We start from the raw sequence: 22,499 nt of genomic DNA, 5'->3' as shown, positions 1-22,499 counted from the left end.
AACTCACAGGGGATTTTTGCCACTTATGGCAGTTTTGACCGCGGCCAGCCCGTCGGCCGCCTTGTCGCCGTCGGGCGCCCCGCCCTGGGCGAAGTCGGGACGGCCGCCGGCTCCCTGCCCGCCCATCGCCAGAACGCCGGCCTTGGCCAGGTCAGCGGCATTGAACCTGGCCTGAGCCGCGCCGGTGACGGCGACGGTCACCGCCGCCTTGCCGTCCGCCGTGCCGATGAGGACGATGACGCCGTCGGGAAGCTGCTTCTTGAATTCCTCGGCGATGGGCCGCAGGTCCTTGCCGCCGACGCCGTCCATGACACGGGCCATCACCTGCACGCCGCCGATGTCCTCGGGGCCCGCCGCCGCGCCGCCGCCGCCGCCCATCGCGAGCTGGCGCTTGGCGTCGCCCAGTTCCTTCTCGAGCTTTCGGGCCTGGAGCTGCAGCGCCTCCACCCGGGCCGCCACCTCGGCGACCGGAACCTTGAACTGCTCGGCCAGCCCCTTGGCGACCGCCGCCTGGTCCAGCAGCCAGCGGCGCGCCGCCTCGCCGGTGAGGGCCTCGATCCGTCGCACGCCCGCGGCAACGCCCTGCTCCGACACAACCTTGAAGAGAGCGATGTCGCCGGTCCGCGCCACATGGGTGCCGCCACACAGCTCCACCGAATAGGCGCCGTCGCCCCCGAGGGCCTGGCCCAGGGTCAGCACGCGGACGGTGTCGCCGTACTTCTCGCCGAACAGGGCCATGGCGCCCGCCTCGATGGCCTCCTGCGGCCGCATGTTCTTGGTCTCGGCCGCCAGGTTCTGGCGGACCACCGCGTTCACCTCGGCCTCGATCCGATCGATCTCATCGGGGGTCAGGGGCTGGCCATGGCTGAAGTCGAAGCGAATCCGTTCGCCGTCGACCATCTGGCCCTTCTGGGTGACGTGCGGTCCGAGCACGTTGCGCAGGGCCGCATGCAGCAGATGGGTCGCCGAGTGGTTCGAACGGGTGGTGGCGCGATTTTCCGCGTCCACCGCGAGCCGGACCCGGGCGCCCGGCGCGAGCTGGCCCTCCAGAATCTCCAGGTCGTGCACGTGCAGGTCGCCCGCCTGCTTCTGGACGTCGGTGACGCGGGCGCGGCCGCCGTCCCACTCGATCTCGCCGCGGTCGCCCGCCTGGCCGCCGCTCTCGGCGTAGAAGGGCGTGCGGTCGAACAGGGCCTGCACCTTCGCGCCGGTTCCGGCCGCGTCGACTTCGTGACCGGCTTCCACCAGCGCCAGCAGCTCGCCGGTGGCCTCGGTGTTGTCATAGCCGACGAAGACCGTGGGGCCGAGGCGGTCGCGGATGGCGAACCACTCGGCCGCCGCCGCCACCTGCCCCGAGCCGGTCCAGGCCTCGCGCGCCATGTCGCGCTGACGCTTCATGGCCGCGTCGAACTCGTCGAGGTTCACGGTCAGGCCCTTGGCGCGCACGGCGTCCTGGGTCAGGTCAAGCGGAAAGCCGTAGGTGTCGTAGAGCTTGAAGGCGGTCTCGCCCGACAGGACGGCGCCCTCCGCAAGGCCGGCGGTCGCCTCGTCCAGCAAGGTCATGCCGCGGCCGAGCGTGCGGCGGAATCGCTCCTCTTCCTGGCGCAGGGTCTCGACGATGGCGGGCTCGGCGCGGCGCAGCTCGGGATAGGCCTCGCCCATCTCCTTCACCAGCGTCGGCGCGAGGCGGTGCATCAGCGGCTCGTCGGCGCCCAGCAGGTGGGCGTGGCGCATGGCGCGGCGCATGATCCGGCGCAGGACATAGCCGCGCCCCTCGTTCGACGGCAGCACGCCGTCGGCGATCAGGAAGCTGGACGAGCGCAGGTGGTCGGCGATCACGCGGTGCGACGGCTTGGCCTCGCCCTCCGCCTTCACGCCCGTGGCGTCCTCGCTGGCGGCGATGAGGGTGCGGAACAGGTCGACGTCGTAATTGTCGTGCACGCCCTGCATGACGGCGGCGATCCGCTCCAGCCCCATGCCGGTGTCGATCGACGGCTTGGGCAACGCCGTGCGCGTGCCGTCGGCGAACTGCTCGAACTGCATGAAGACGAGGTTCCAGATCTCCACGAACCGGTCGCCGTCCTCGTCCGGGCTGCCGGGCGGGCCGCCGAAGATGTGGTCGCCGTGGTCGAAGAAGATCTCGGAGCACGGGCCGCAGGGACCGGTGTCGCCCATGGACCAGAAGTTGTCGCTGGTCGGGATGCGGATGATCTTGTGGTCGGGCAGGCCGGCGATCTTCTTCCACAGGGCGTGGGCTTCGTCGTCGGTGTGATAGACGGTCACCGTCAGCTTCTCGGCCGGAAGCTGGAAGTCCTTGGTGAGCAGGGTCCAGGCGTGAGTGATCGCCTGTTCCTTGAAGTAGTCGCCGAAGGAGAAATTCCCCAGCATCTCGAAGAACGTGTGGTGGCGGGCGGTGTAGCCCACGTTATCGAGGTCGTTGTGCTTGCCGCCGGCGCGGACGCACTTCTGCGAGCTGGCCGCCCGCGGCCAGGGCGAGGTCTCGGCGCCGGTGAAGTAGTTCTTGAACGGCACCATGCCGGCATTGACGAACAGCAGCGTCGGGTCGTTCTGCGGCACGAGCGGAGCCGACGGAACGGCGGCGTGGTCGTTCCGCTGGAAGAAGTCCAGGAAGTGGGTCCGGATCTCGTTCAGGCTCGGCATCGGGCTACATTCATCAAACTGTTGGACAGGTCGCCACCCCCCAGGTGGGGACCGCCGACCCTTTACGAAACCTCGGCCGGACCGCCAAAGGAAAAGGCGCGCCCCGTCGAGTGAGGCGCCGCCAAAAGAAAGGACGCCCGGGGGTTCGCCCCGAGCGTCCAGCCTCCTGAGGATCGCCGGCGGCCCCCGCGTCGGGTGGCGCGTCGGGACGGACCGGGGGTTGGCGGAAAGGCCCGCCCCGGGGCGTGAGCCGCCGTGAAGCGCTCCCTAGAGGGAACCGTCTTCCTCGTCGGTCTCGCCCGGGCTGGGCCCGACCAGCAGTTCCTCTTCGATGACGTCCTTGGCGCCGCGGACCTGCTTTTCGATCTGGTCGGCGATGTCGGGGTTCTGCCTTAGGAATTCGCGGACGTTGTCGCGGCCCTGGCCGATGCGCTGGCTGTTCCAGGAGAACCAGGATCCCGACTTCTCGATCACGCCGGCCTTCACGCCCAGGTCGATGATCTCGCCCAGCTTGGAGATGCCCTGGCCGTACATGATGTCGAACTCGACCTCGCGGAACGGAGGCGCGGTCTTGTTCTTGACCACCTTCACCCGGACGTTGTTGCCGACGATCTCGTCCCGCAGCTTCACCGAGCCGGTGCGGCGGATGTCGAGGCGGACCGAGGCGTAGAACTTCAGCGCATTGCCCCCGGTCGTGGTCTCCGGCGAGCCGTACATCACCCCGATCTTCATGCGGATCTGGTTGATGAAGATGACCAGTGTCTTGGCCTTGGAGATCGAGGCGGTCAGCTTGCGCAGCGCCTGGCTCATCAGGCGCGCCTGCAGGCCGGGCAGGCTGTCGCCCATCTCGCCCTCGATCTCGGCGCGCGGCGTCAGGGCGGCCACCGAGTCGATCACGATCACGTCCACGGCGTTCGAGCGCACCAGGGTGTCGGTGATCTCCAGCGCCTGCTCGCCCGTGTCGGGCTGGGCCACCAGCAGGTCGTCCAGGTTCACGCCCAGCTTGTGGGCGTAGCCCGGGTCGAGCGCGTGCTCGGCGTCGACGAAGGCGGCGGTGCCGCCGGACTTCTGCACCTCGGCGACCACGTGCAGCGCCAGGGTGGTCTTGCCCGACGATTCCGGGCCGTAGATCTCCACGATCCGCCCCTTGGGCAGGCCGCCGATGCCCAGCGCCAGGTCCAGGCCGAGCGAGCCGGTGGAGTAGGACTCCATCTCGACCTTGCCCTTTTCGCCCAGCCGCATGACCGAGCCCTTGCCGAACGCCCGGTCGATCTGGGTCAGCGCTGCCTCGAGGGCGCGCTGCTTTTCACCGTCTTCTTTGCCCACGAGCTTCAATGCCGACTGTGCCATGCCATGCACCCTCTATCCCACGATTCCGCCAATCGGACGGGCCCAACCACCGGGCCCTTCGCAGGACTCAGACGTACCGGCTTCGTTCTATGTTCGCAACATGTTCTTTTCGGCCTTACGTCCGGATTTGACGCAGCTAGTTCCGGGCGAGGGCCGTCGCGGGCGGGGACTCCCAGCCGCCGCCCAGGGCCTTGTAGAGGGCGACCACCTGGGTGTTCAGCGTGGTCTGGGCGGCCGCCTCGGCGTCCTCGGCCTCGAGCAGGGTCCGCTCCGCGTCCAGCAGGGTCAGGAAGTCGGTGGCGCCCTCGCGGTAGCGAACGCGGGCCAGTTCGGCGGCGCGTCTGGAGGCGGCCGAGCGCTGGGCGAGGCTCGCGACGCGGGACTGGGTCTGGGCGTAGGCGACTAGGGCGTTCTGCACGTCCTCCAGCGCCAAGAGGACCGTCTGCTCGTAGGTCGCCAGAGCCGCCTCGCTGCGCGCCTGCTGCACGCGCAGGCGGGCCTGGGCGCCGCCGAAATCGAGGGCGGGCCAGGAGACCGCGGGCGCGACGCTCCACATCCGGCTGGCGTCGCCGCCCAGGGACGACAGGTCGCCGGACAGGAAGCCGACGAAGCCGGTGACCGTCACCCGCGGGAACAGATCGGCGGTGGCCACGCCCACGCGGGCGGTCTGGGCGGCCAGGCGGCGCTCGGCGGCGGCCACGTCGGGGCGGCGGCGAAGCAGCGCCGAGGCGTCCCCGATCGGCAGGGCCCGGGCCAGCACGCGGCGCGGACGCTCAGGCGCCAGCTGGGCGTCCAGGGCGCCGGGCCGCTCGCCCACCAGCACGGCCAGCCGGTGCGCCGCCTGGGTCGCCTGGATGGTGAAGAGCGGGATGCTCGCCTCGGTGGACGACAGGGCCGCCTGGGCGCTGGCCACGCCGACGGCGTCGCCCAGGCCCACGTCGAAGCGCGACCTCGTCAGGCGCAGGGTGTCGCGCTGGGTCTCCAGGTTGCGGCGGGCCACGGCCAGACGGTCGCGGGCGCCCTGGTACTCGAAGTAGTTCCGCGCCACCTCGGCGGCGATCAGGACCTGGGCGTCGCGGAGATCCGCCTCGGCGGCCCCCACGTCGGCGCGGGCGGCCTCCACCTGGCGGCGGACGCGGCCGAAGAGATCGATCTCCCAGCCGGCGTCGAAGCCGGCCTGCCACGTGCTGTCGGTGACCGGCAGCCCGCCCGGCTGGGGCGTCCGGCCATCGGCGTAGCCGCCTGCTGCGGTGACGCGAGGCAGCTGGTCCAGGCGGGCGTCGCGAAACAGGGCGCGGGCCTCGCGGACCCGGGCCACCGCCACCCGCAGATCCAGGTTTCCGGCCAGCGCCCGGCGTTCCAGGTCGTCGAGGATCGGGTCCTCGAAGGCGGTCCACCAGGCCGCCTCGAAGGGCGCGGCGGCGAAGGTTTCGGACTTGACCGCGAACGTCGCCGGCGAGGTCTTGGGCGCCTCGTATCGCGGGCCGACGGCGCAGGCGGACAGCAGAAGCGCCGCCGCCAGGGGGCCAATGAGCTTGGTCATCGCAGAGGTTCCTACTCGGCCGCGTGCGGCAGGTCGGCGGCGACGAGGCGGGGGCCCCGGCGACCGACTGTCTTGCGGATCAGGAGGTAGAAGACGGGGGTGAGCATCAGGCCGAAGAGGGTGACGCCCAGCATGCCGGAGAACACCGCCACGCCCATCGCCCGGCGCATCTCGGAGCCGGCGCCGCTGGAGTAGACCAGCGGGGCGACGCCCATGATGAAGGCCAGGGAGGTCATCAGGATCGGGCGCAGGCGGAGGCGGCAGGCCTCGAGCACGGCGTCCCAGGTGGGGACCCCATGTGCCTCCTTTTCCCGTGCAAATTCAACGATCAAGATCGCGTTCTTGCAGGCGAGGCCGACGAGGACAATCAAACCTATCTGGGTGAATATGTTGTTGTCGCCGCCCGTCAGCCGCACGCCCACCAGCGCGCAGAGCAGGCACATCGGCACGATCAGGATGACCACCAGCGGCAGGGTCCAGCTCTCGTACTGGGCGGCCAGCACCAGGAAGGCCAGCAGCACGCAGAGCGGGAAGATGTAGATCGCCGTGTTGCCCGCCAGGATCTGCTGGTAGGTCAGGTCGGTCCACTCGTAGCTCATGCCATTGGGCAGGGTCTCGCGGGCGATCCGCTCCATGGCCGCCTCGGCCTGGCCCGAGCTGTAGCCCGGGGCTGGACCGCCGTTGATCTCGGCGGAGAGGTAGCCGTTGTAGTGCGGCACGCGATCCGGCCCGGACGTGTGGCGCAGGGTCACGAAGGCGCCCAGCGGGATCATGTCGCCCGCCCCGTTGCGGGTCTGCAGGCGCAGGACGTCCTCCGGATCCAGCCGGAACTTCTGGTCGGCCTGCACGTCTACCTCATAAGTCCGGCCGAAGCGGTTGAAATCGTTCACATAGAGCGATCCCAGATAGACCTGCATGGTCTCGAAGAGGTCGGTCAGCGACATGCCCTGCGCCCTCGCCTTCTCGCGGTCGATGTCGGCGGTGACCTGGGGTACGTTGATCTGGAAGCCGGAGAAGACGCCGGCCAGGCTAGGCTCCTTCGAGGCCGCTTCCACCACGGCCTGGGTCTGCTTGTAGAGCTCTTCCGCCCCGACGCCGGCGCGGTCCTCGATCTGGATCTTGAAGCCGCCGATCTGGCCCAGGCCCATCACCGGCGGCGGCGCGAAGACCGCTACGTTGGCGTCCTGGATCGCCCCGAACTTGGCGTTGAGCTGCTCGGTCAGGGCGACGCCGGAGAGAGCCTTGCCCTTGCGCTCGTCGAAGGGTTTCAGGGTGACGAAGACGATCCCGGCGTTGGGGCTGTTGGTGAAGCCGTTGATCGACAGGCCGGGGAAGGCGATGGCGTCCTCGACGCCCGGGGTCTTCAGGGCGATGTCGCTCATCTGGCGGATGACGGCTTCGGTGCGGTCGAGCGAGGCGGCGTCCGGAAGCTGGGCGGCGGCCACCAGGTACTGCTTGTCCTGCGGCGGCACGAAGCCGGACGGGGTGGTGGCGAACACCAGGCCGGTGAAGCCGATCAGCACCACATAGACCGCCAGCGCGGCCTTCGAACGGCCGAGCAGCCGCCCCACCCCGCCCACGTAGCCGTCGGAGGCGCGGGCGAAGAAGCGGTTGAAGGGGCCGAACAGCCAGCCGAAGCCGCGGTCGATCAGGCGCTGGAACCGGTCCTTGGGCGCGCCATGCGGCTTCAGCAGCACCGCCGCCAGGGCCGGCGACAGGGTCAGCGAGTTGAACGCCGAGATCAGGGTGCTGATCGCGATGGTCAGGGCGAACTGGCGATAGAACTGGCCGGTCAGGCCGCTGATGAAGGCGGTGGGGATGAAGACCGCGCACAGCACCAGGGCGGTGGAGATGATCGGGCCGGTGACCTCGGTCATGGCCCGGCGGGCCGCCTCGGCGGGCGCCAGACCCAGCTCGATGTTCCGCTCGACGTTCTCGACCACCACGATGGCGTCGTCCACGACCACCCCAATGGCCAGGACCATGCCGAACAGGGTCAGGGTGTTCAGCCCGAAGCCCATCATGTGCATGACGGCGAAGGCGCCCACCAGCGAGACGGGCACGGCGATCAGCGGGATCACCGACGCGCGCCAGCTCTGCAGGAACAGCACCACCACCAGCACCACCAGCAGGATGGCCTCGGCCAGGGTGTGGGTGACCGCATCGATCGAGCCGCGGACGAAGACGGTAGGGTCGTAGGCGATCCGATAGTCGACGCCTTCCGGGAAGTCCTTCTTCAGCGTCTCCATGGTCTCGCGGACCTGGGTGGAGATATCGAGGGCGTTGGAGCCGGGGCGTTGGAAGATCGGCAGGGCGATGGCCGGCTTGTTGTTCAGGAGCGAACGCAGGGCGTAGCTGTTGGAGCCCAGTTCCACGCGCGAGACGTCGCCCAGGCGGGTGATCTCGCCGGCGGCGCCCGTGCGGATGATGATGTTGCGGAAGTCCTCCTCGTCGCTGAGGCGGCCCTGGGCGTTGATGGCCACCTGGAAATCCGCCGCCCCAGGCGCGGGCGGCGCGCCGAGCTGGCCGGCGGCGATCTGGACGTTCTGCTCGCGGATCGCGCGGATCACGTCGCCGGCGGTCAGGCCGCGGGCCGCCACCTTCTCGGGATCCAGCCAGACGCGCATGGCGTAGGGCCCGGAGCCGAACATCTGCACGTCGCCCACGCCCTCCAGGCGGGCGAGCTGGTCGCGGACCCGCAGCTGGGCGTAGTTGGACAGGTACAGCATGTCGTAGCGCTGATCGGGCGAGATCAGGTGGACGACCATGGTCAGGTCGGGCGAGGCCTTGTTGGTCACCACGCCCGCGCGCTGCACTTCCTGCGGCAGCTTGGGCAAGGTCTGCGCCACGCGGTTCTGGACCTGGACCTGGGCCTTATCCAGGTCGACCCCAAGCGCGAAGGTGACGGTGAGCGTCATCACCCCGTCGGCGGTGGTCTGGGACGACTGGTAGAGCATCCCCTCCACGCCGTTGATCGCCTGTTCCAGCGGCGAGGCCACCGTCTCGGCGATGGTGGCGGGATTGGCGCCCGGATAGACGGCGCGGACCACGACCGTGGGCGGCACGACCTCGGGATATTCGCTGATCGGCAGGCGCGGCAGGGCGATGAGGCCGACCACGAAGATGATGATCGAGAGCACCGCAGCGAAGCGCGGGCGGTTCACGAAGAACTGCGAGAAGTTCATTGGACGGAGTCCGGGCGTGAGTTCGGAAAGGGGGGCTTGCGACGACGCCTAGCGGGCGCTCGTCGCAGCCTTCGTATCGGCCAGGGCGATCCGCGCGGGGCGGGCCTCGACCTGGGCCAGTTCGGCTTCGGGCAGCTTGATCACGGTGCGGGTGGGCGCGACCTTCTGGCCGGGCTTCACGCGCTGGCCGCCGCCGACGATGATGACCTCGCCGGGCTTCAAGCCGCTGCGGACGATCCGCAGGTCGCCGACCCGCGGGCCCACCTCAATGGCCCGGTACTGGGCCACGTCGCCCGGCCCCACGGCGAGGACGAAGCGCTTGCCGAGGTCGGCCGCGATGGCGCGGTCGGGGACCAGGGCCGTCGGCTCGGCCGTCTCGCCCACCAGCTTGATGCGGGCGAAGAGACCCGGGGTGAACCGGCCGTCGGCGTTCTGGAACAGCGCCCGCCCCTGGATGGTGCCGCTCCGAGCGTTGACGACGTTGTCGACGAACACCAGCCGGCCCTCATGCGGGTAGCCCTCGTCGGTCATCAGGCCGAGATAGACCGGCCCCGGCCGGCTGCGCGCCGAGGCGGCGTAGCGCAGGTAGGTCTGCTCGTCGGCGTTGAAGGTGGCGTAGATCGGCGTGTCCGAGACCACGGTGGTCAGGACGTCGGCGCTGGTGACCAGGTTGCCCGGCGTGACGATGGCCCGAGAGACGCGGCCGCTGATCGGGGCCGTGATGCGGGTGAATTCCAGATTGAGCCGTGCCGAGTCCAGCGCCGCGGCGGCGGCGTCCAGGACGGCGCGCTGGGCCTTCTCCTCCGACACCAGGCGGTCGTACTCGCTGCGCGACAGGGCCTGTTCCTCGACCAGGCGTTCGGCGCGCTGGCGGTTGGCGGCGGCGAGCTCCAGCTTGGCCCGGTTGGCCGCCACCTCGGCGGTCAGGCGCGCGACCTCGGCCTGGAACGGGCGCGGGTCGATCTGGAACAGCACCTGGCCCTGCCGGACCACGGCGCCTTCGGTGAAGCGGACGCCATCCACGTAGCCGCCGACCCGCGGGCGGACCTGAACCGTATCGACGGCCTCCAGCCGGCCGGTGAACTCGTCCCAGGGGCGCAGGTCCCGGGTGACCACGGCGGCGGTGGTGACCTGCGGCGGCGGGGGCTCGCCCGCCTTGTCCTGGGCCTGGGCGCCGCAGCCGGCGACGAACAAAGAAAGAGCCAGAAGGGCGCCTGTCCGCGCCAGGGTCCACACACGCATGACCGTCTCCGGGAGTGATTTTGCGCCGCAGGGCCCGGCGCTTGAAAACCGGTTCGCCTAGGCGCACATTGAAGATGTGACGAGACCGTTCGGTATCATCTGCGCAATAGATACTGACCGGTCACTCGCACGTCAATGGAAGGACAACGATAAAAATGGGGATGGAAGCTGATCGCAGCGGCGCGGCGGACACCGCCGGCCTCACGCGAAAGTCGGCCCGCGACCGGATCTTCGATACGGCCAAGGAACTGTTCTACGAGCGCGGCATCCGGGCCGTGGGGGTCGAGACCATCGCGGCCGAGGCCGGCGCGACCAAGATGACGCTGTACCGGAACTTCCCGTCCAAGGACGAACTGGTGGCCGAATGCCTGCGCGAGGAATCGCGCAACGGCCTGGCCTGGTGGGACGAGGTGATCGCCCCCTACGCCGGCGACCCGCGCCGCCAGCTGGAGGCGCTGTTCGAGGGCTTCGCCAACAAGACCTGCGAGGACAGCCACGGCTGCGCGCTGTCGAACGCGGCCCTGGAGCTGCACGAGCCCGACCACCCGGCGCGGATGGTGGCCGTGGAGCACAAGCGCGAGATGCACCGCCGGCTCGCCGAGATGGCGGCCGCGGCCGGCGCCAAGGACAGCGGCCTGGCCGACGCCCTGATGATGCTGCTGGAGGGCGGCCACGTCTCGCGCGTGACCTTGCAGGAATCCGGCCCCGTCCGCTCGATGGCCACCACCGCGCGGACGCTGATCAAGGCGTTCCTGGGCTAGGCGGACCCGCCCGGCGCCCCGGCTCGCGTCGCCTGGCCGGGGCCCAACAATTCCAGGGCCTTGGCCAAGGCGGCGTCGCGAACTTCGCCAACCAGTTCGTTCTCGGGCAGGGTCCGCGCAAGCACCATGCCGCCGACGCTCAGGGCGGCCAGGGCCAGAGCCGTCGTCCTTCGGTCCATGGTTCCGCTCGGTAAGGCCCGTTCATAAAGGCCGACCATGGCCTCCAGCAGGTATTTGTAGGCCTCCCGCACCGCCGGACCCGCGCGACCCACGTCGGAGGGCAGCGCGATCATCGGGCATTGCCCCTCCAAGTCGCCCAGATGCTCGGCGGACAGGTAGCTTCGCAGCATGTTGGCGCCGTCTTCGACGGCGGGATCCAGGGGATTGACGCCCGCCTCCGCACGCCACCTCGCGCCGCGCCCCATCAGGAAGCTGGCGACCGCTTCGCCGAACACCTCCTCCTTGTTCCGGAAGTGATGATAGAAGCCGCCGCGCGTCAGCGACGCCGCCTCCATCAGCATGTCGATCGTCACGTTGTCGTAGCCGTGGCGATTGAAGAGCACGCGCGCACACTCGACGATGCGGGCGCGGGTCTCGGACTTGTGCTCGGGCCGATAGGGCAATCCAACACCTCCCCCGGGAGCCACTACAGCGACCCAGAATATGTTCTTGAACATATTCTGGGCGAGCCCAACACAAAGGGCGTCAGCGATCTTTATCGAGGGAGTTTCCGTTGCCGACGCCTTTCTCCGGCGGCTGCCTGTGCGGCGCCGTGCGCTATACCTGCGACGCCGAGCCGATGATGGCGGGTCACTGCCACTGCGAGGACTGCCGCCGCTCCAGCGGATCGGGTCATTCGTCCCATCTGGCCGTTCCAGAGTCGTCCGTGAGCCTCACGGGTGACGTGAAGGGCTATGTGCGCCCCTCCGACAGCGGCAATCCCGTGACCCGCGCCTTTTGCCCCAACTGCGGCGCTCCGGTCTTCTCCACGAACCCGGCCCTGCCCGGCATGCTGTTCCTCCGCGCGTCCAGCCTCGACGACCTCGAGGTCTTCAAGCCGCAGATGCACGTCTACGCGGCGAGCGCGGCGAGCTGGGACGCCCCGCGGCCCGGCCTGCCGGCGTTCGACAGGATGCCGCCCCAGATGTGAGGCGCCGCCGCCGTTGGGCCCCGCCGAAAAAATTGCGGCGGCGGGGCTTGCGGAGCTTCGGCGGCGCTCCAATCTCGGTCTTGCGGGACCGGGCCCCTCTGACGATCGTCTGTGATCGTGATGTCGGACCGCACAGGTGCGCCTGGGGTCCGGATCGGTTGCTCTCCCCCAGCTAGCCCCCCGTTCGGGTCCCGGGCGCGCCTCCAAACGGAGGAGCAACAATGAACCACCATCGCATCTGGCGCCTGCGTCATCGCCATCGGCAGCTCGAACAGCTGATCCGCAGGGAACAGGCCAAGCCGGCCCCCGACCAGCTCGCCATCCAGGACCTGAAACGGCGCAAGCTGCAGGTGAAGGACGAGCTGTTCCTGGCCGAGGCCGGGCTGGCGCCTGTCAGCGTCCGCATGAGCCACGCCTGAGGCCCTGGGGAGGCGCGCAGCCCGCGCCTCCCCGTCTCCTGGAAATCCGAGAATGACCGAATTTCTCACGGCGGCCGTGCTCGGCCAGCCGCTCTGGATGTGGCTGGCCTTCGCAGGGCTCGTGGTGGTGCTGCTCACCCTCGACCTTGGGGTGCTGCATCGCGATCAGCATGAGATCGGGGTGCGCGAGAGCCTGCTGCTGTCCGGCGGGTACATCGCCCTGGGCCTCGGCTTCGGGGCCTGGGTGTGGGCCGAGCTCGGCCGGCAGGCCGGGCTGGAATATGTGACCGGCTTCCTGATCGAGAAGAGCCTGGCGCTCGACAACGTGTTCGTCATCGCGACGATCTTCGCGGCCTTCGCCGTTCCCCGCGCCTACCAGCACCGGGTGCTGTTCTGGGGCGTGCTCGGCGTCATCGTGCTGCGCGGGATCATGATCGGCTTCGGCGCCGCCCTGGTGTCCAGCTTCGCCTGGCTGCTGTGGGTGTTCGCGGCGTTCCTGATCGTCATGGGCGTGAAGATGTTCTTTGCGGACGGCGCCCCGAAGGATCCGCACGACAGCACCGTCTATCGGTGGCTCGCACGCCGCATCCGGCTGACCCAGGGCTTCTATGGCCACTTCTTCTTCGTGAAGCAGCCGGACCGCAACGGGAAGCTGGTGTGGTTCGCCACGCCACTCTTCATGGCCCTGGTCATGGTGGAGATCGCCGACGTGATCTTCGCGGTGGACTCGGTGCCGGCGATCTTCTCCATCACCACCGACCCCTACATCGTCTACACGTCCAACATCTTCGCCATCCTGGGATTGCGGGCGCTGTACTTCGCCCTGGCCGCGGTGGTGGCGCGGTTCGCCTATCTGAAGCAGGCGCTCGCCGCGCTCCTGGTGTTCATCGGCGGCAAGGTGTTCTTCGCCGAGGCGATGGGCTGGGAGAAGTTCCCCGCGGCCTATTCGCTGGCGATCACCGCGGCGCTGCTGGCCGCAGGCGTGGGCTGGTCGCTGTGGAAGACGCGGGGCATGGCCCCGGCGGAGGCGCGCCTCGACTGAGGCGCGCCAGCCCAGCGACCCCCAGGATTCCTGAACGCGGAGCGAAGAGCGCTCACGGCTTGGGCAAAGAGATTCCCTGAGGGTTCGATCAGACTTTTCCGCGGGCGGCGGAACGGCGCGCCCCCTACATTGGCGCCATGGCGACGCCCGCAAAGAGTTCCCGTTTCGTCAGCGGCTTCGGCGTCCAGGTCCTGGCGGCGATGGTCGTCGGCCTGGCGCTGGGCTTCCTGGCCCGCCAGCTGGGCGTCGAGCCCGGCGAGCAGGGCCACGGCCTGGCCGAGACCCTGCGCATCCTCGGGGCCTCGTTCGTCCAGCTCCTGAAGGCGCTGGTTCCGCCGCTGGTGTTCACGGCCATCGTGGCCAGCATCGCCAATCTGGCCCAGCTGCAGAACGCCGCCGGCCTGGTCTGGCGCACCCTGCTGTGGTTCGCGATCACCGCCCTGATCGCCGTGGGTATCGGCATCGCGCTCGGGGTTCTGCTGCAGCCCGGCGTCCACGCCGGGGTGGCCGCGGAAGCGGCGAAGGCGCCCGCGACCACCGGGACCTGGCTGGACTTTCTGACCGGGCTGATCCCGGCCAACTTCCTCGGGCTCACCGCCTCGACCAAGCTTGCGGACGGCGCGGCGACGACCAGCGTGTCGTTCAACGTGCTGCAGATCCTGGTGATCTCGCTGGTGGTCGGGGCGGCCGCCCTGAAGGCCGGCGAGGCGGGCAAGCCGTTCCTGGCGTTCAACGCCTCGGCCCTGGTGGTGATCCGCAAGGTGCTGTGGTGGGTGATCCGCCTGACGCCGGTGGGCACGATCGGACTTCTCGGCACGGCGGTGGCCAAGTACGGCTGGGACGCCCTGGGCCAGCTCAGCCAGTTCGCCGTGGCGATCTACGTCGGCCTCTTCCTGGTGCTGCTGGTGGTCTATCCGGCCCTGCTGGCGGCGCATGGCCTGAACCCGCTCAGGTTCTTCCGGGCGGCGTGGCCGGCGATGCAGCTGGGGTTCGTCTCGCGCTCGTCGATCGGGACCCTGCCGGTCACCGAGGCGGTGACGGAGACCGGGCTGGGCGTGCCGCGGGCCTATGCCGCCTTCGCCGTGCCGCTGGGCGCGACCACAAAGATGGACGGCTGCGCGGCGATCTATCCGGCGATCTCGGCGATCTTTGTGGCGCAGTTCTACGGCGTGCCGCTGCAGTTGCAGGACTATCTGCTGATCGTCTTCGTGTCGGTCATCGGCTCGGCGGCGACCGCCGGCCTGACCGGTGCGACCGTGATGCTGACCCTGACCCTGTCGACCCTGGGCCTGCCGCTGGAGGGCGTGGGCCTGCTGCTGGCCATCGATCCGATCCTGGACATGGGCCGCACGGCGGTGAACGTCGCCGGCCAGGCGCTGGTCCCGACCCTGGTGGCCAAGCAGCAGGGCATCCTGGACCAGGCCGTCTACGACGGCCGGGCGGCGCCGGCGGAAGCCGCCGTCGCCTAGAGCCTTCCCCTTCAAATGGGACCATTTGAAGGGATCGGAAGGCTCTATCTCTTCGATCTGCGCGCAATCTCTTCGCCGAACCGGCATCCACTTCGGCGGATTGCGCTCTAGCCAACCCAGGAGCGCGGCGGCGCCACCTCGCCGCGAGCGATCCATGGACGAGGCCGCCTTGTCACTATAGCGTTACCGCCTGGGGGACGATGTCGGGGCGACCTCGAAGGCCGCGCCGCTCGTCGCAACAAGGGGACGGCGTGCGCGTGCGGGGTTTGACGCTTGAGAGGCCGCCCTCGCCCCCTGCCCCCGCCGGCTGCCGGACGGGCGGGACCGCGTGAGTTCGCCGCCCACTCCCGAACGACGGGCAGCCTCCGTCCGCGCCGCCCTGGCCCGCGGCGACCTCCTGGGCGCCTACGACGAGGTGGTGCGTCGAGGCGACACCCTGCACCCGGAGCTGAACTATCTTGAGGTGCTGACCCTGGCCCGCCTAGGCGACACCGAGCGCGGCCTGAAGCTCTATGACGACTACCGGCTGGCGGAGATCGGCGGGGTCGACCCCCTGTCGCTCAAGGCCCGGCTCCTGAAGGATCAGGCGTTCGACGCCGGGGCGCCCGATCGCGAGCGGTTGCTGGAGGCGTGCCTGCTGTACGCCCAGGTGTTCCGGCTCTCGAAGTCCAGCTACCCGGCGATCAACGCCGCCACCCTGGCCAAGATCGCCGGCCGCCCGCGGCTGGCCCGGATGCTGGCGCGGCATGTGGCGGCCGAGACCGCGCCGGAGCGCCGCTCAGGCTACTTTTCGCTGGCCACCCTGGCCGAGGCGCTGGCGGTGCTGGGCGACGTGGACGGCGCGCGCGAGGCCCTCGTGCGCGCCATGCAGGCGCCGGACGCCGACGTCGGCGCCCGGTCCACCACCGTGCTGCAGCTGCGCCGCCTGATCGCCGCCGAGGGCGACGGGCATGGGATGGACAGCCTGCTGGAGCTGATCGAGCCGCCGAAGGTGGCCATGTTCTGCGGCAACATCTTCGTCGGCTCCCCGGAGCTGGAGGCCGACCTGGCCGCCCGCATGCGCGAGGTGATCGCGCGCGAGGACGTGGGCTTCGGCTACGGCGCCCTGGCCGCCGGCAGCGACATCCTGATCGCCGAGCTGCTGCTGGAGCGCGGGGCGGAGGTGCACGTGGTGCTGCCGTTCGCCGAGCCCGACTTCCTGGAACAGTCGGTGGCGCCGGCCGGCGAAAGCTGGTTGGCACGCTACCACGCCATCAAGGACCGCGCCGCCTCGCTGACCTTCGCCAGCAACATGAGCTACATGGGCGAGATGGAGCAGTTCGCCTACGGCTCCAAGGTGACCATGGGCATGGCGCGCCTGCGGGCCCGCCAGCTCCACGCCGAGGCGATCCAGCTGGTGATCGTGGAGGAGCGCGGCGACCGTACGCTCAGCGGCTCGGACGTCACCGCCTGGCGCGCCACCGGCGGCCGGGCCGAGGTGGTCATCGCCCCCGCCCTCGTCCGCCCCGTCATGCCTCCGCCGCCGCCGAAGTCGGAGGTGGAGCGCGGCGTCTACGGGCTGATGTTCACCGACTACCCCGGGTTTTCGAAGCTGGACGAGCGCGCCCTTCCCCTCTTCTGGGAGGACGTGATGGTGCGGGCGGCCCGCACGCTGGAGGGCCACGGCGACGTGATCCGGCAGGGCAACACCTGGGGCGACGCCATCTTCGCCGTGTTCCAGGACGCGCCGACCGCCGCGGCGGCGGCGCTGGATCTCTGCGAGGAGCTGAAGAAGGTGGACTGCAAGGCGCTGGGCGTGCGCGAGGGCACGGCCATGCGGATCGCCCTGCACTATGGCCCCACCTATTCCGGCTACGATCCCGTCACCCGGCGGACCACCTACTACGGCAGCGAGGTCTCGCGCGCGGCGCGGATCGAGCCCGTGACGCCGTCGGGCGCGGTCTATGTCACCGAGCCGTTCGCGGCGGTGCTGGAGATGCAGACGGACCATCCGTTCGACTGCAACTACGTGGGCAAGATCGCCCTGCCCAAGGGCTACGGCGTCTATCCGCTGTATCGCCTGACCCGGAACCCGGCGGCGGACTGAGCGGCTCAGCCGCCTGCCGCGACGCGGGTCTTGCCGGCGGTCGTCAGGGCGCGGCATTCGCCCGCCATCTGCTTCGTGAAGCTGGCCTCCGCGCCCAGGGTGTCGCGCAGGATCTTCATGCCGGACGCGCAGTCGGTGCGGGCCTGTTCGATGCGGCCGGCGCGGGCCAGCACCTTGGCGCGGTTGACCAGCAGGTCGCCGTGGTTCGGGTGGAGCTTGCCATAGCTGGCGTCGTAGTTGCGCTTGGCGTCGTCCAGGGTGGCGAGGGCCTGGGCCGTGGCGCCGCGCTGGGACTCGATCAGCGCCAGGTACACCTCGGCGATGCCGATCAGGTAGTGCGGGCCGTCGAACGCCTCGCGATAGATGAAGACCGCCTCGCGCAACGACCGTTCCGCCTCGGCCATCTGGCCCAGGCCCTGGTAGATCTGGCCCTGCATCGAGAGAGTGTCGGCCAGGATCGGGTTGTCGCGATCCAGCACGCCGCGCTCGATGCGCAGGGCGTTGGCGATATGCGCCCGGGCCGTGCGCAGGTCGCCGGCGTTGAAGGCGTTCTGCGCCAGGGCGAACCAGGCCTTGCCCGTGTAGAGGTGGTTGGCCCCCAGCTCCTTGCTGAACAGGTCCAGGGATTCCTTCAGCGACGCCTCCGCCGCCGCGAACTGGCCGTCGTCCGACAGCAGGAGGCCGCGGTTGTTCAGCACGGTGGCCAGGGCCCCCTCCGGCGCATCGTCGGCGGCGCGGTAGTAGGCCAGCGCGCGGTCGAAGGCGGCGACGCCTTCCTTCACCTTCGAGGCCGAGGTCAGGATGCGGCCCTCGGTGAGCGCGGCCTGGGCGCGGAGGCTGGCGTTGGCCCTGGGGTCGGGACCCAGCAGCGCCTCGGCGTGGCGCACCGCCCCCAGGCCCTTCTCGAGCAGGCCCTGCTTCTCGTAGGTGGTGGCCAGGACCAGCATCGCCTCGGCGCCATCCGGCCCGGACCGGTTGATCACCGGCATCGCCTGTTCGAACGCCGTGCGCGCCTCGTTCAGCAGGCCCAGATTGTTGTAGGCCCGGCCCAGCGTGGCCAGCAGCCGGGCCTGGATCGCCGGCTGGCCCGCCAGTTCGCGGCGCGCCCGGTCGGCGCTGCGGCCGAGGATGGTGAGCGCCGTGATGGTCCGGGGGTTTTCGGTGGCGGGGTTCGACAGCTCGAAGGTGCCGACGAGGTAGTCCGAGGCCGCCCGCGCGGCGGCGGCTTCGTGCTGGGCGATGGTGCGTTGCTTGTTGGCTTCGATCCGCAGCGAGTTGGCGTAGAAGGCCAAGCCGCCGGTGACCACCATGCCCACCACCGCGCCCGCGGCGATGGTGGTCATCTGGGCGATCCGCCGCTGGGTGTCGCGCTGGACCAGTTCGTCGAGCTTGAGGCCCGTCAGGCCGGCGATCAGCTTCTGGACGGCGAGCCGCGGCCCGTCGGCCTCGCGCCGGACGTCGGCGGCGATGGGCTCGGCCGGAATGTCGGACAGCACGCCGTCGGCGCCGATGCGATAGCGCAGGGCCCGCGGGAAGCATTCCAGGTGGTCGCGGCCGGGTATGTCGGTGGCATTGGGCTCGCCGTCGGCGACGATGGCCAGCACCCGCGCATCGCCGTGGACGCGCTTGAACTGCAGGATCTCCTCGTTCACCCACCGCGAGCGGGCCGCGGCCGGCGAGCAGATCACCACCAGGAACATCGACTGGCGCAGCGCGCCGCTGAGCTCCGCCGTCAGGTCACCCGAGGCCGGCAATTCCTCGCGGTCGCGGAAGATCGGTCGCAGGCGCCGCGGCACCTTGCCGACACCGGTCTGCCGCCCGATGAGCTTCGACGGGATGCGATAGGACTCCACCTCGCGGTGGAGCCGCTGCGCCAGGTCCTTGTCCTTGTGGCTGTAGCTGATGAACGCCCGGTACGCGTAGGCTCCGTCCTGTCGGTCGTGAGAGTCCGCGTCGTGTGGCGTCATACCTTAGCTGTACGCCAGCACCCGCCGGCGCCGCAACGCCGCTCCGAGCAGGCCGAAGCCCAGGATCAGGGTCATCCAGGTCGCCGGTTCGGGCACCGCGCCCCCGCCGATGACCGTGGAGTTCACCCGGAACGGATCGATCAGCTGCGGATCGAACACGATGCCGGTGATGCCGTCGTAGGCCAGCTGGGTTCGCACGCCGCGGGCGGCCGCGAGCGAAACGCCGCCGCCCCGGCCGATGGGATCGCCGAAGCCGGAATAGGCGACGAGGCAGGTCACCGCGTCGTCCAGGCAGGCGGTGTTGGTCGAGGCGTAGGCGGTGGTGCGGTAGTAGAGGCTGGTCGACTGCCCGGTCTCGAGGATCTGGTTCAGGATGATCTCGATGTCGGTCTCGCCCCAGGCGTAGGCGAGAGCGAACGGATTGTCGTAGGCGGTGGTGAAGCCGTTGAGGCTGAGGCCCGCGGCCTCGATGTCGCCGCCCTGGATGACGTTGCCGACCTCATCGAAGCTCAGCGTCAGGTTGCCGGAGAGCGTGTAGAGCGCCTCGGCGTACGGGTTCTCGAGGTAGTCGTCGCCGTAGATGTCGAAGGTGAAGCCGGCGGTGGCGAAGGTCGCGCCCGCCAGATCCTCGGTGAACAGCGAGCCGAAGGACGAGTAGCCCGCCTGGCCGTAGCCCGTGAACGCATTGCCGCCGGTGGGGTCGCCCGTCCGGTCCTGCATGTAGAAGCCGAGGCCCGCCGGAATGATGGTCGAGCCCACCGAGTCGATGGAGACGAGGTTGTCGGAGTTGTTGAAGATCTCGACGTCCAGTCCGGAATGGGACTGGGCCGAGGCGTTCGGCCCCGAAACCGCGACGCCGCTCTCGAAGCTGGCGTAGGCGGGCGTCACCTTGACCTTGGTCTCGGTGCTGCCGCCGTAGGCCGCCCCCAGATCGTTGCCGAAGTCGGCGATCATGCCGTTCGCCCAGGGCGCGTTCATGGCCCCCAGCGTAATGTTGCCGGACTGCAGCCCGGTGATGTCGAGACTAACGGCCTGTGCGGACGTCCCGACCAGCAGGGCGCCACAGGCGATCGCATACGCAAGGCTTCGCATCAGCCCCCCCTTGAAAGATCAATGACAGTCCTGCGGAGGCAGAGCCGCCTTAACTCAATTTTCACCCTACCACACGCGCACTGGAGGGCGATTGGGTTCTTGTGTGAGTTGAAAACCGGAACCGGCGTTGCTCGCCCAGCGCGCCGATACACTTGCCGCCTTGCGTCGATCCGGGCTTTGCACGCGACCCCGGCGCCGCAACCCATAATGGGCAGGGGCGGGCTTCGGCTCGCGTGCCGCGTTATGTGAATCAGCCTAGGGTTCGCTGCGCATACGCAAAGGGGACTCGACGTCATGCGCGCCCGCATGTCGGATCGGACCGGCGCAGCGATCCGCAAGCTGCGGCTCTCGCGCGGCTGGAGCCTCGCCGCCCTCAGCGAGGAGAGCGGCGTACCCATCTCGACGTTGTCCCGGGTCGAACTGGGGCAGAACGCCCTCAATTACGAAAAGCTGATGCGACTGTGCCGCGCGCTCGAGGTGGACCTCGAGGGGCTGGTCACCCGCGAGGCGGAGGCCCAGCCCACGTCCTCCGGCCGCCGGTCGGTGATGCGCGCCGGCGAGGGGCCGCCGACGCGGGTGGCCGGGAATACCGGCCGTCGCGCCGCCGCGGACCTGCTGTCGAAGAGCCTGTCGCCGATCATCGTCGACGTCACGGCGCGCACGCTGGACGTCCACGGCCCGCTCGCGACCCATGGCGGCGAGGCCTATGCCCTGGTCCTGGACGGCGAGGTGGAGTTCCACAGCCATCTCTACGCGCCCCTGAGCCTGCGCGCGGGAGACGGGGTGTATTTCGACGCCGCCGCCGGCTACGCGCTGGTCGCGCCGACGGCCCCGGCGAAGGTGCTGCTCGTGGCATCCGGCGAAACGACCTTCGGCGCGCAGGTCTAGTCTCGGCCAAGGATCGGCCCGCCGAGCATTCGCAAGGTGTTGCGACGTCGTGCCGCAGGCATTCGGCGACCTTCGATCGCCAATCGGCCAAGGCAGTTCCCACAATTTACCAATAATCAAACCGCCCTTGGGATTGTCCGGATTGGCGGGGCCTCACCGGCGTCGTCAAGCCCTCACGGCAACGGCGAGATTCCCATGCGGTCGTTTCAGTCCCCCTACTGTCAGCTGCCGCACCTCGCCGTACGTCCATTGCACCCCTGGACGCCGTGAGGGCTGACCCCGCGCCGCCTCCTTGCCCCCGATCCGCCAGAACGCCGAGACCCCAATGAATCTCCTGAACAACCTGAACATCTCGAAGAAGCTCGTCGTGGGCTTCGCGGTCGTGGTGACCGTCGTGGCCGCCATGTGCGCGGCGGTGTTCGTCAGCCTGATGAGCATCAAGCAGGCGACCGAAGCGAACAACTCGAGCGTCCAGCAGCTGCGCCTGGCCGAAGAGGTGCTGATGGCGCGGGTCGAGCGCCAGAACGCCATCCGCGGCCTGGTGGCCAGCGGCGATCCGGAATTCCTCAAGGCGATCGAAAAGGCCGAGGAACGCTACAAGACCACGCTCGGGGAACTCGAGAAGGCCGCTCCCGAAGACGCCGCGCTGATCGCGAAGATCAAGCAGGCCGGCGCCAAGGTGGCGGCCGAGGAAGCGCCTCTGATCGCGGCGGGCCAGGACCCCACCCAGCAGGCGACGGCGATGATGCAGCTGGGCAGCACCGGCCGCCTGACGGACGTCCGCGCCGCGGTGCAGACCCTGATCGACCAGGAAACCACCCTGGGCAAGCAACGCGCCGCTGGCCAGTCGGCCGCGCAGGCCTTCGCCGTCACCCTGCTGGCCGTGGGCAGCCTGCTGGCCATCGCCCTGGCGGTGGTGATGGGCGCCCTGCTTTCGGCCGCGATCGCCAAGCCGGTGAGCGCGATGACCGCCGCCATGGGCAAGCTCGCCTCGGGCGACAACAACGTCGAGGTGCCGGCCCAGGGTCGCAAGGACGAGGTGGGCCGCATGGCCGCCGCCGTCCAGCACTTCAAGGAAGCCGCCATCGAGAAGGTGCGCCTTGAGGGCGAGGCCGGCGAGCAGCGCCGCGCCGCCGACGCCACCCGCGCCGCCAGCGAAGCCGAGCGCGCCGCCACCGCCGCCGAGCAGTCGAAGGTCGTGGAAGGCCTGGCCAAGGGCCTGGAGCGCCTGGCCGCCGGGGCCCTGACCTTCCGCCTGACGGAGGCTTTCCCGTCGCACTACGAACAGCTTCGCGCCGACTTCAATCGCGCCATGGACACCCTGCAGGACACCATGCGCGAGGTGGCCACCAACGCCACCGCGGTGCGGTCCGGCGCCGGCGAGATCACCCAGGCCTCCGACGACCTGTCGCGCCGCACCGAACAGCAGGCGGCCAGCCTGGAAGAGACCGCCGCGGCGCTCGACCAGATCACCGCCACGGTGCGCAAGACCGCCGAGGGCGCGGCCCAGTCCCGCGAAGCCGTGGGCGCCGCCAAGGGCGACGCCGAGCGCTCGGGCGTGGTCGTCCGCGACGCGGTCGCCGCCATGAGCGAGATCGAGAACTCCTCCAGCCAGATCAGCCAGATCATCGGCGTGATCGACGA

General features: G+C 69.7%; 16 protein-coding genes. 8 read left to right on the top strand and 8 right to left on the bottom strand.

The window, feature by feature from the left end:
- Positions 1–3: 3 nt before the first annotated feature.
- From alaS to AX721_RS00390, 5 genes are all read right to left on the bottom strand, one after another.
- Positions 4–2,661, bottom strand: a complete 2,658-nt coding sequence (gene alaS, locus AX721_RS00410) for an alanine--tRNA ligase (RefSeq protein WP_068873952.1) — start codon at positions 2,659–2,661, stop codon at positions 4–6.
- Positions 2,662–2,928: 267 nt separating this feature from the next.
- A complete protein-coding gene (gene recA / locus AX721_RS00405) occupies positions 2,929–4,011 on the bottom strand; it encodes a recombinase RecA (protein WP_068873951.1) in 1,083 nt (360 codons plus the stop codon).
- Positions 4,012–4,147: 136 nt separating this feature from the next.
- Positions 4,148–5,554, bottom strand: coding sequence for an efflux transporter outer membrane subunit (locus AX721_RS00400; RefSeq protein WP_068873950.1), 1,407 nt, complete (start codon positions 5,552–5,554; stop codon positions 4,148–4,150).
- A gap of 11 nt (positions 5,555–5,565) precedes the next feature.
- Complete coding sequence (locus AX721_RS00395; RefSeq protein WP_068873949.1) at positions 5,566–8,739, bottom strand: efflux RND transporter permease subunit; 3,174 nt, start codon at positions 8,737–8,739, stop codon at positions 5,566–5,568.
- 48 nt (positions 8,740–8,787) lie between these two features.
- Positions 8,788–9,981 (bottom strand): efflux RND transporter periplasmic adaptor subunit, encoded by a 1,194-nt coding sequence (locus AX721_RS00390; RefSeq protein WP_068873948.1) that lies wholly within the window; start codon positions 9,979–9,981, stop codon positions 8,788–8,790.
- Between the two features lie 161 nt (positions 9,982–10,142).
- Here AX721_RS00390 and AX721_RS00385 point away from each other — a divergent pair, with 161 nt between their 5' ends.
- Positions 10,143–10,742, top strand: coding sequence for a TetR/AcrR family transcriptional regulator (locus AX721_RS00385; protein WP_068873947.1), 600 nt, complete (start codon positions 10,143–10,145; stop codon positions 10,740–10,742).
- Here AX721_RS00385 and AX721_RS00380 read toward each other — a convergent pair.
- Positions 10,739–11,365, bottom strand: coding sequence for a TetR/AcrR family transcriptional regulator (locus tag AX721_RS00380; protein WP_068873946.1), 627 nt, complete (start codon positions 11,363–11,365; stop codon positions 10,739–10,741). The genes AX721_RS00385 and AX721_RS00380 overlap by 4 nt on opposite strands.
- Before the next feature lie 110 nt (positions 11,366–11,475).
- Between AX721_RS00380 and AX721_RS00375 the strand changes: the two genes are divergently transcribed.
- From AX721_RS00375 to AX721_RS00355, 5 genes are all read left to right on the top strand, one after another.
- A complete protein-coding gene (locus tag AX721_RS00375) occupies positions 11,476–11,892 on the top strand; it encodes a GFA family protein (RefSeq protein WP_068873945.1) in 417 nt (138 codons plus the stop codon).
- 221 nt (positions 11,893–12,113) lie between these two features.
- Complete coding sequence (locus AX721_RS00370) at positions 12,114–12,311, top strand: YdcH family protein (protein WP_068873944.1); 198 nt, start codon at positions 12,114–12,116, stop codon at positions 12,309–12,311.
- A gap of 52 nt (positions 12,312–12,363) precedes the next feature.
- Positions 12,364–13,353, top strand: a complete 990-nt coding sequence (locus AX721_RS00365; RefSeq protein ID WP_068873943.1) for a TerC family protein — start codon at positions 12,364–12,366, stop codon at positions 13,351–13,353.
- 137 nt (positions 13,354–13,490) lie between these two features.
- Positions 13,491–14,822 carry a dicarboxylate/amino acid:cation symporter gene (locus AX721_RS00360; protein ID WP_068873942.1) on the top strand — a complete coding sequence of 444 codons (1,332 nt, stop codon included), beginning with the start codon at positions 13,491–13,493 and terminating at the stop codon, positions 14,820–14,822.
- A 328-nt stretch (positions 14,823–15,150) separates the two neighbouring features.
- Positions 15,151–16,908, top strand: a complete 1,758-nt coding sequence (locus AX721_RS00355; protein ID WP_068873941.1) for a TRAFs-binding domain-containing protein — start codon at positions 15,151–15,153, stop codon at positions 16,906–16,908.
- 5 nt (positions 16,909–16,913) lie between these two features.
- On the opposite strand, the gene AX721_RS00350 is transcribed toward AX721_RS00355, so the two are convergent.
- Positions 16,914–18,875, bottom strand: coding sequence for a toll/interleukin-1 receptor domain-containing protein (locus tag AX721_RS00350; protein WP_068873940.1), 1,962 nt, complete (start codon positions 18,873–18,875; stop codon positions 16,914–16,916).
- 3 nt (positions 18,876–18,878) lie between these two features.
- Entirely contained in the window at positions 18,879–19,967 is a 1,089-nt protein-coding gene (locus AX721_RS27715) for a PEPxxWA-CTERM sorting domain-containing protein (protein ID WP_068873939.1), read from the bottom strand.
- 294 nt (positions 19,968–20,261) lie between these two features.
- Here AX721_RS27715 and AX721_RS00340 point away from each other — a divergent pair, with 294 nt between their 5' ends.
- Positions 20,262–20,855, top strand: a complete 594-nt coding sequence (locus AX721_RS00340; protein WP_068873938.1) for a helix-turn-helix domain-containing protein — start codon at positions 20,262–20,264, stop codon at positions 20,853–20,855.
- Positions 20,856–21,180: 325 nt separating this feature from the next.
- Positions 21,181–22,499 (top strand): methyl-accepting chemotaxis protein (locus AX721_RS00335; protein ID WP_068873937.1); only part of this gene is annotated, 1,319 nt, incomplete at its 3' end.

It is taken from the genome of Phenylobacterium sp. CCH9-H3 (assembly GCF_001557235.1).
In the GTDB taxonomy this organism is placed as follows: domain Bacteria; phylum Pseudomonadota; class Alphaproteobacteria; order Caulobacterales; family Caulobacteraceae; genus Phenylobacterium.
Note: the sequence above shows the minus strand (reverse complement) of the source record. Positions and strands in the feature narration are given on the sequence as shown.

Coding starts and splice junctions, on each gene's coding strand:
- alaS (WP_068873952.1), bottom strand. CDS start 2,661: ATGCCGAGCCTGAACGAGATCCGGACCCACTTCCTGGACTTCTTCCAG.
- recA (WP_068873951.1), bottom strand. CDS start 4,011: ATGGCACAGTCGGCATTGAAGCTCGTGGGCAAAGAAGACGGTGAAAAG.
- AX721_RS00400 (WP_068873950.1), bottom strand. CDS start 5,554: ATGACCAAGCTCATTGGCCCCCTGGCGGCGGCGCTTCTGCTGTCCGCC.
- AX721_RS00395 (WP_068873949.1), bottom strand. CDS start 8,739: ATGAACTTCTCGCAGTTCTTCGTGAACCGCCCGCGCTTCGCTGCGGTG.
- AX721_RS00390 (WP_068873948.1), bottom strand. CDS start 9,981: ATGCGTGTGTGGACCCTGGCGCGGACAGGCGCCCTTCTGGCTCTTTCT.
- AX721_RS00385 (WP_068873947.1), top strand. CDS start 10,143: ATGGAAGCTGATCGCAGCGGCGCGGCGGACACCGCCGGCCTCACGCGA.
- AX721_RS00370 (WP_068873944.1), top strand. CDS start 12,114: ATGAACCACCATCGCATCTGGCGCCTGCGTCATCGCCATCGGCAGCTC.
- AX721_RS00365 (WP_068873943.1), top strand. CDS start 12,364: ATGACCGAATTTCTCACGGCGGCCGTGCTCGGCCAGCCGCTCTGGATG.
- AX721_RS00360 (WP_068873942.1), top strand. CDS start 13,491: ATGGCGACGCCCGCAAAGAGTTCCCGTTTCGTCAGCGGCTTCGGCGTC.
- AX721_RS00350 (WP_068873940.1), bottom strand. CDS start 18,875: ATGACGCCACACGACGCGGACTCTCACGACCGACAGGACGGAGCCTAC.
- AX721_RS27715 (WP_068873939.1), bottom strand. CDS start 19,967: ATGCGAAGCCTTGCGTATGCGATCGCCTGTGGCGCCCTGCTGGTCGGG.
- AX721_RS00340 (WP_068873938.1), top strand. CDS start 20,262: ATGCGCGCCCGCATGTCGGATCGGACCGGCGCAGCGATCCGCAAGCTG.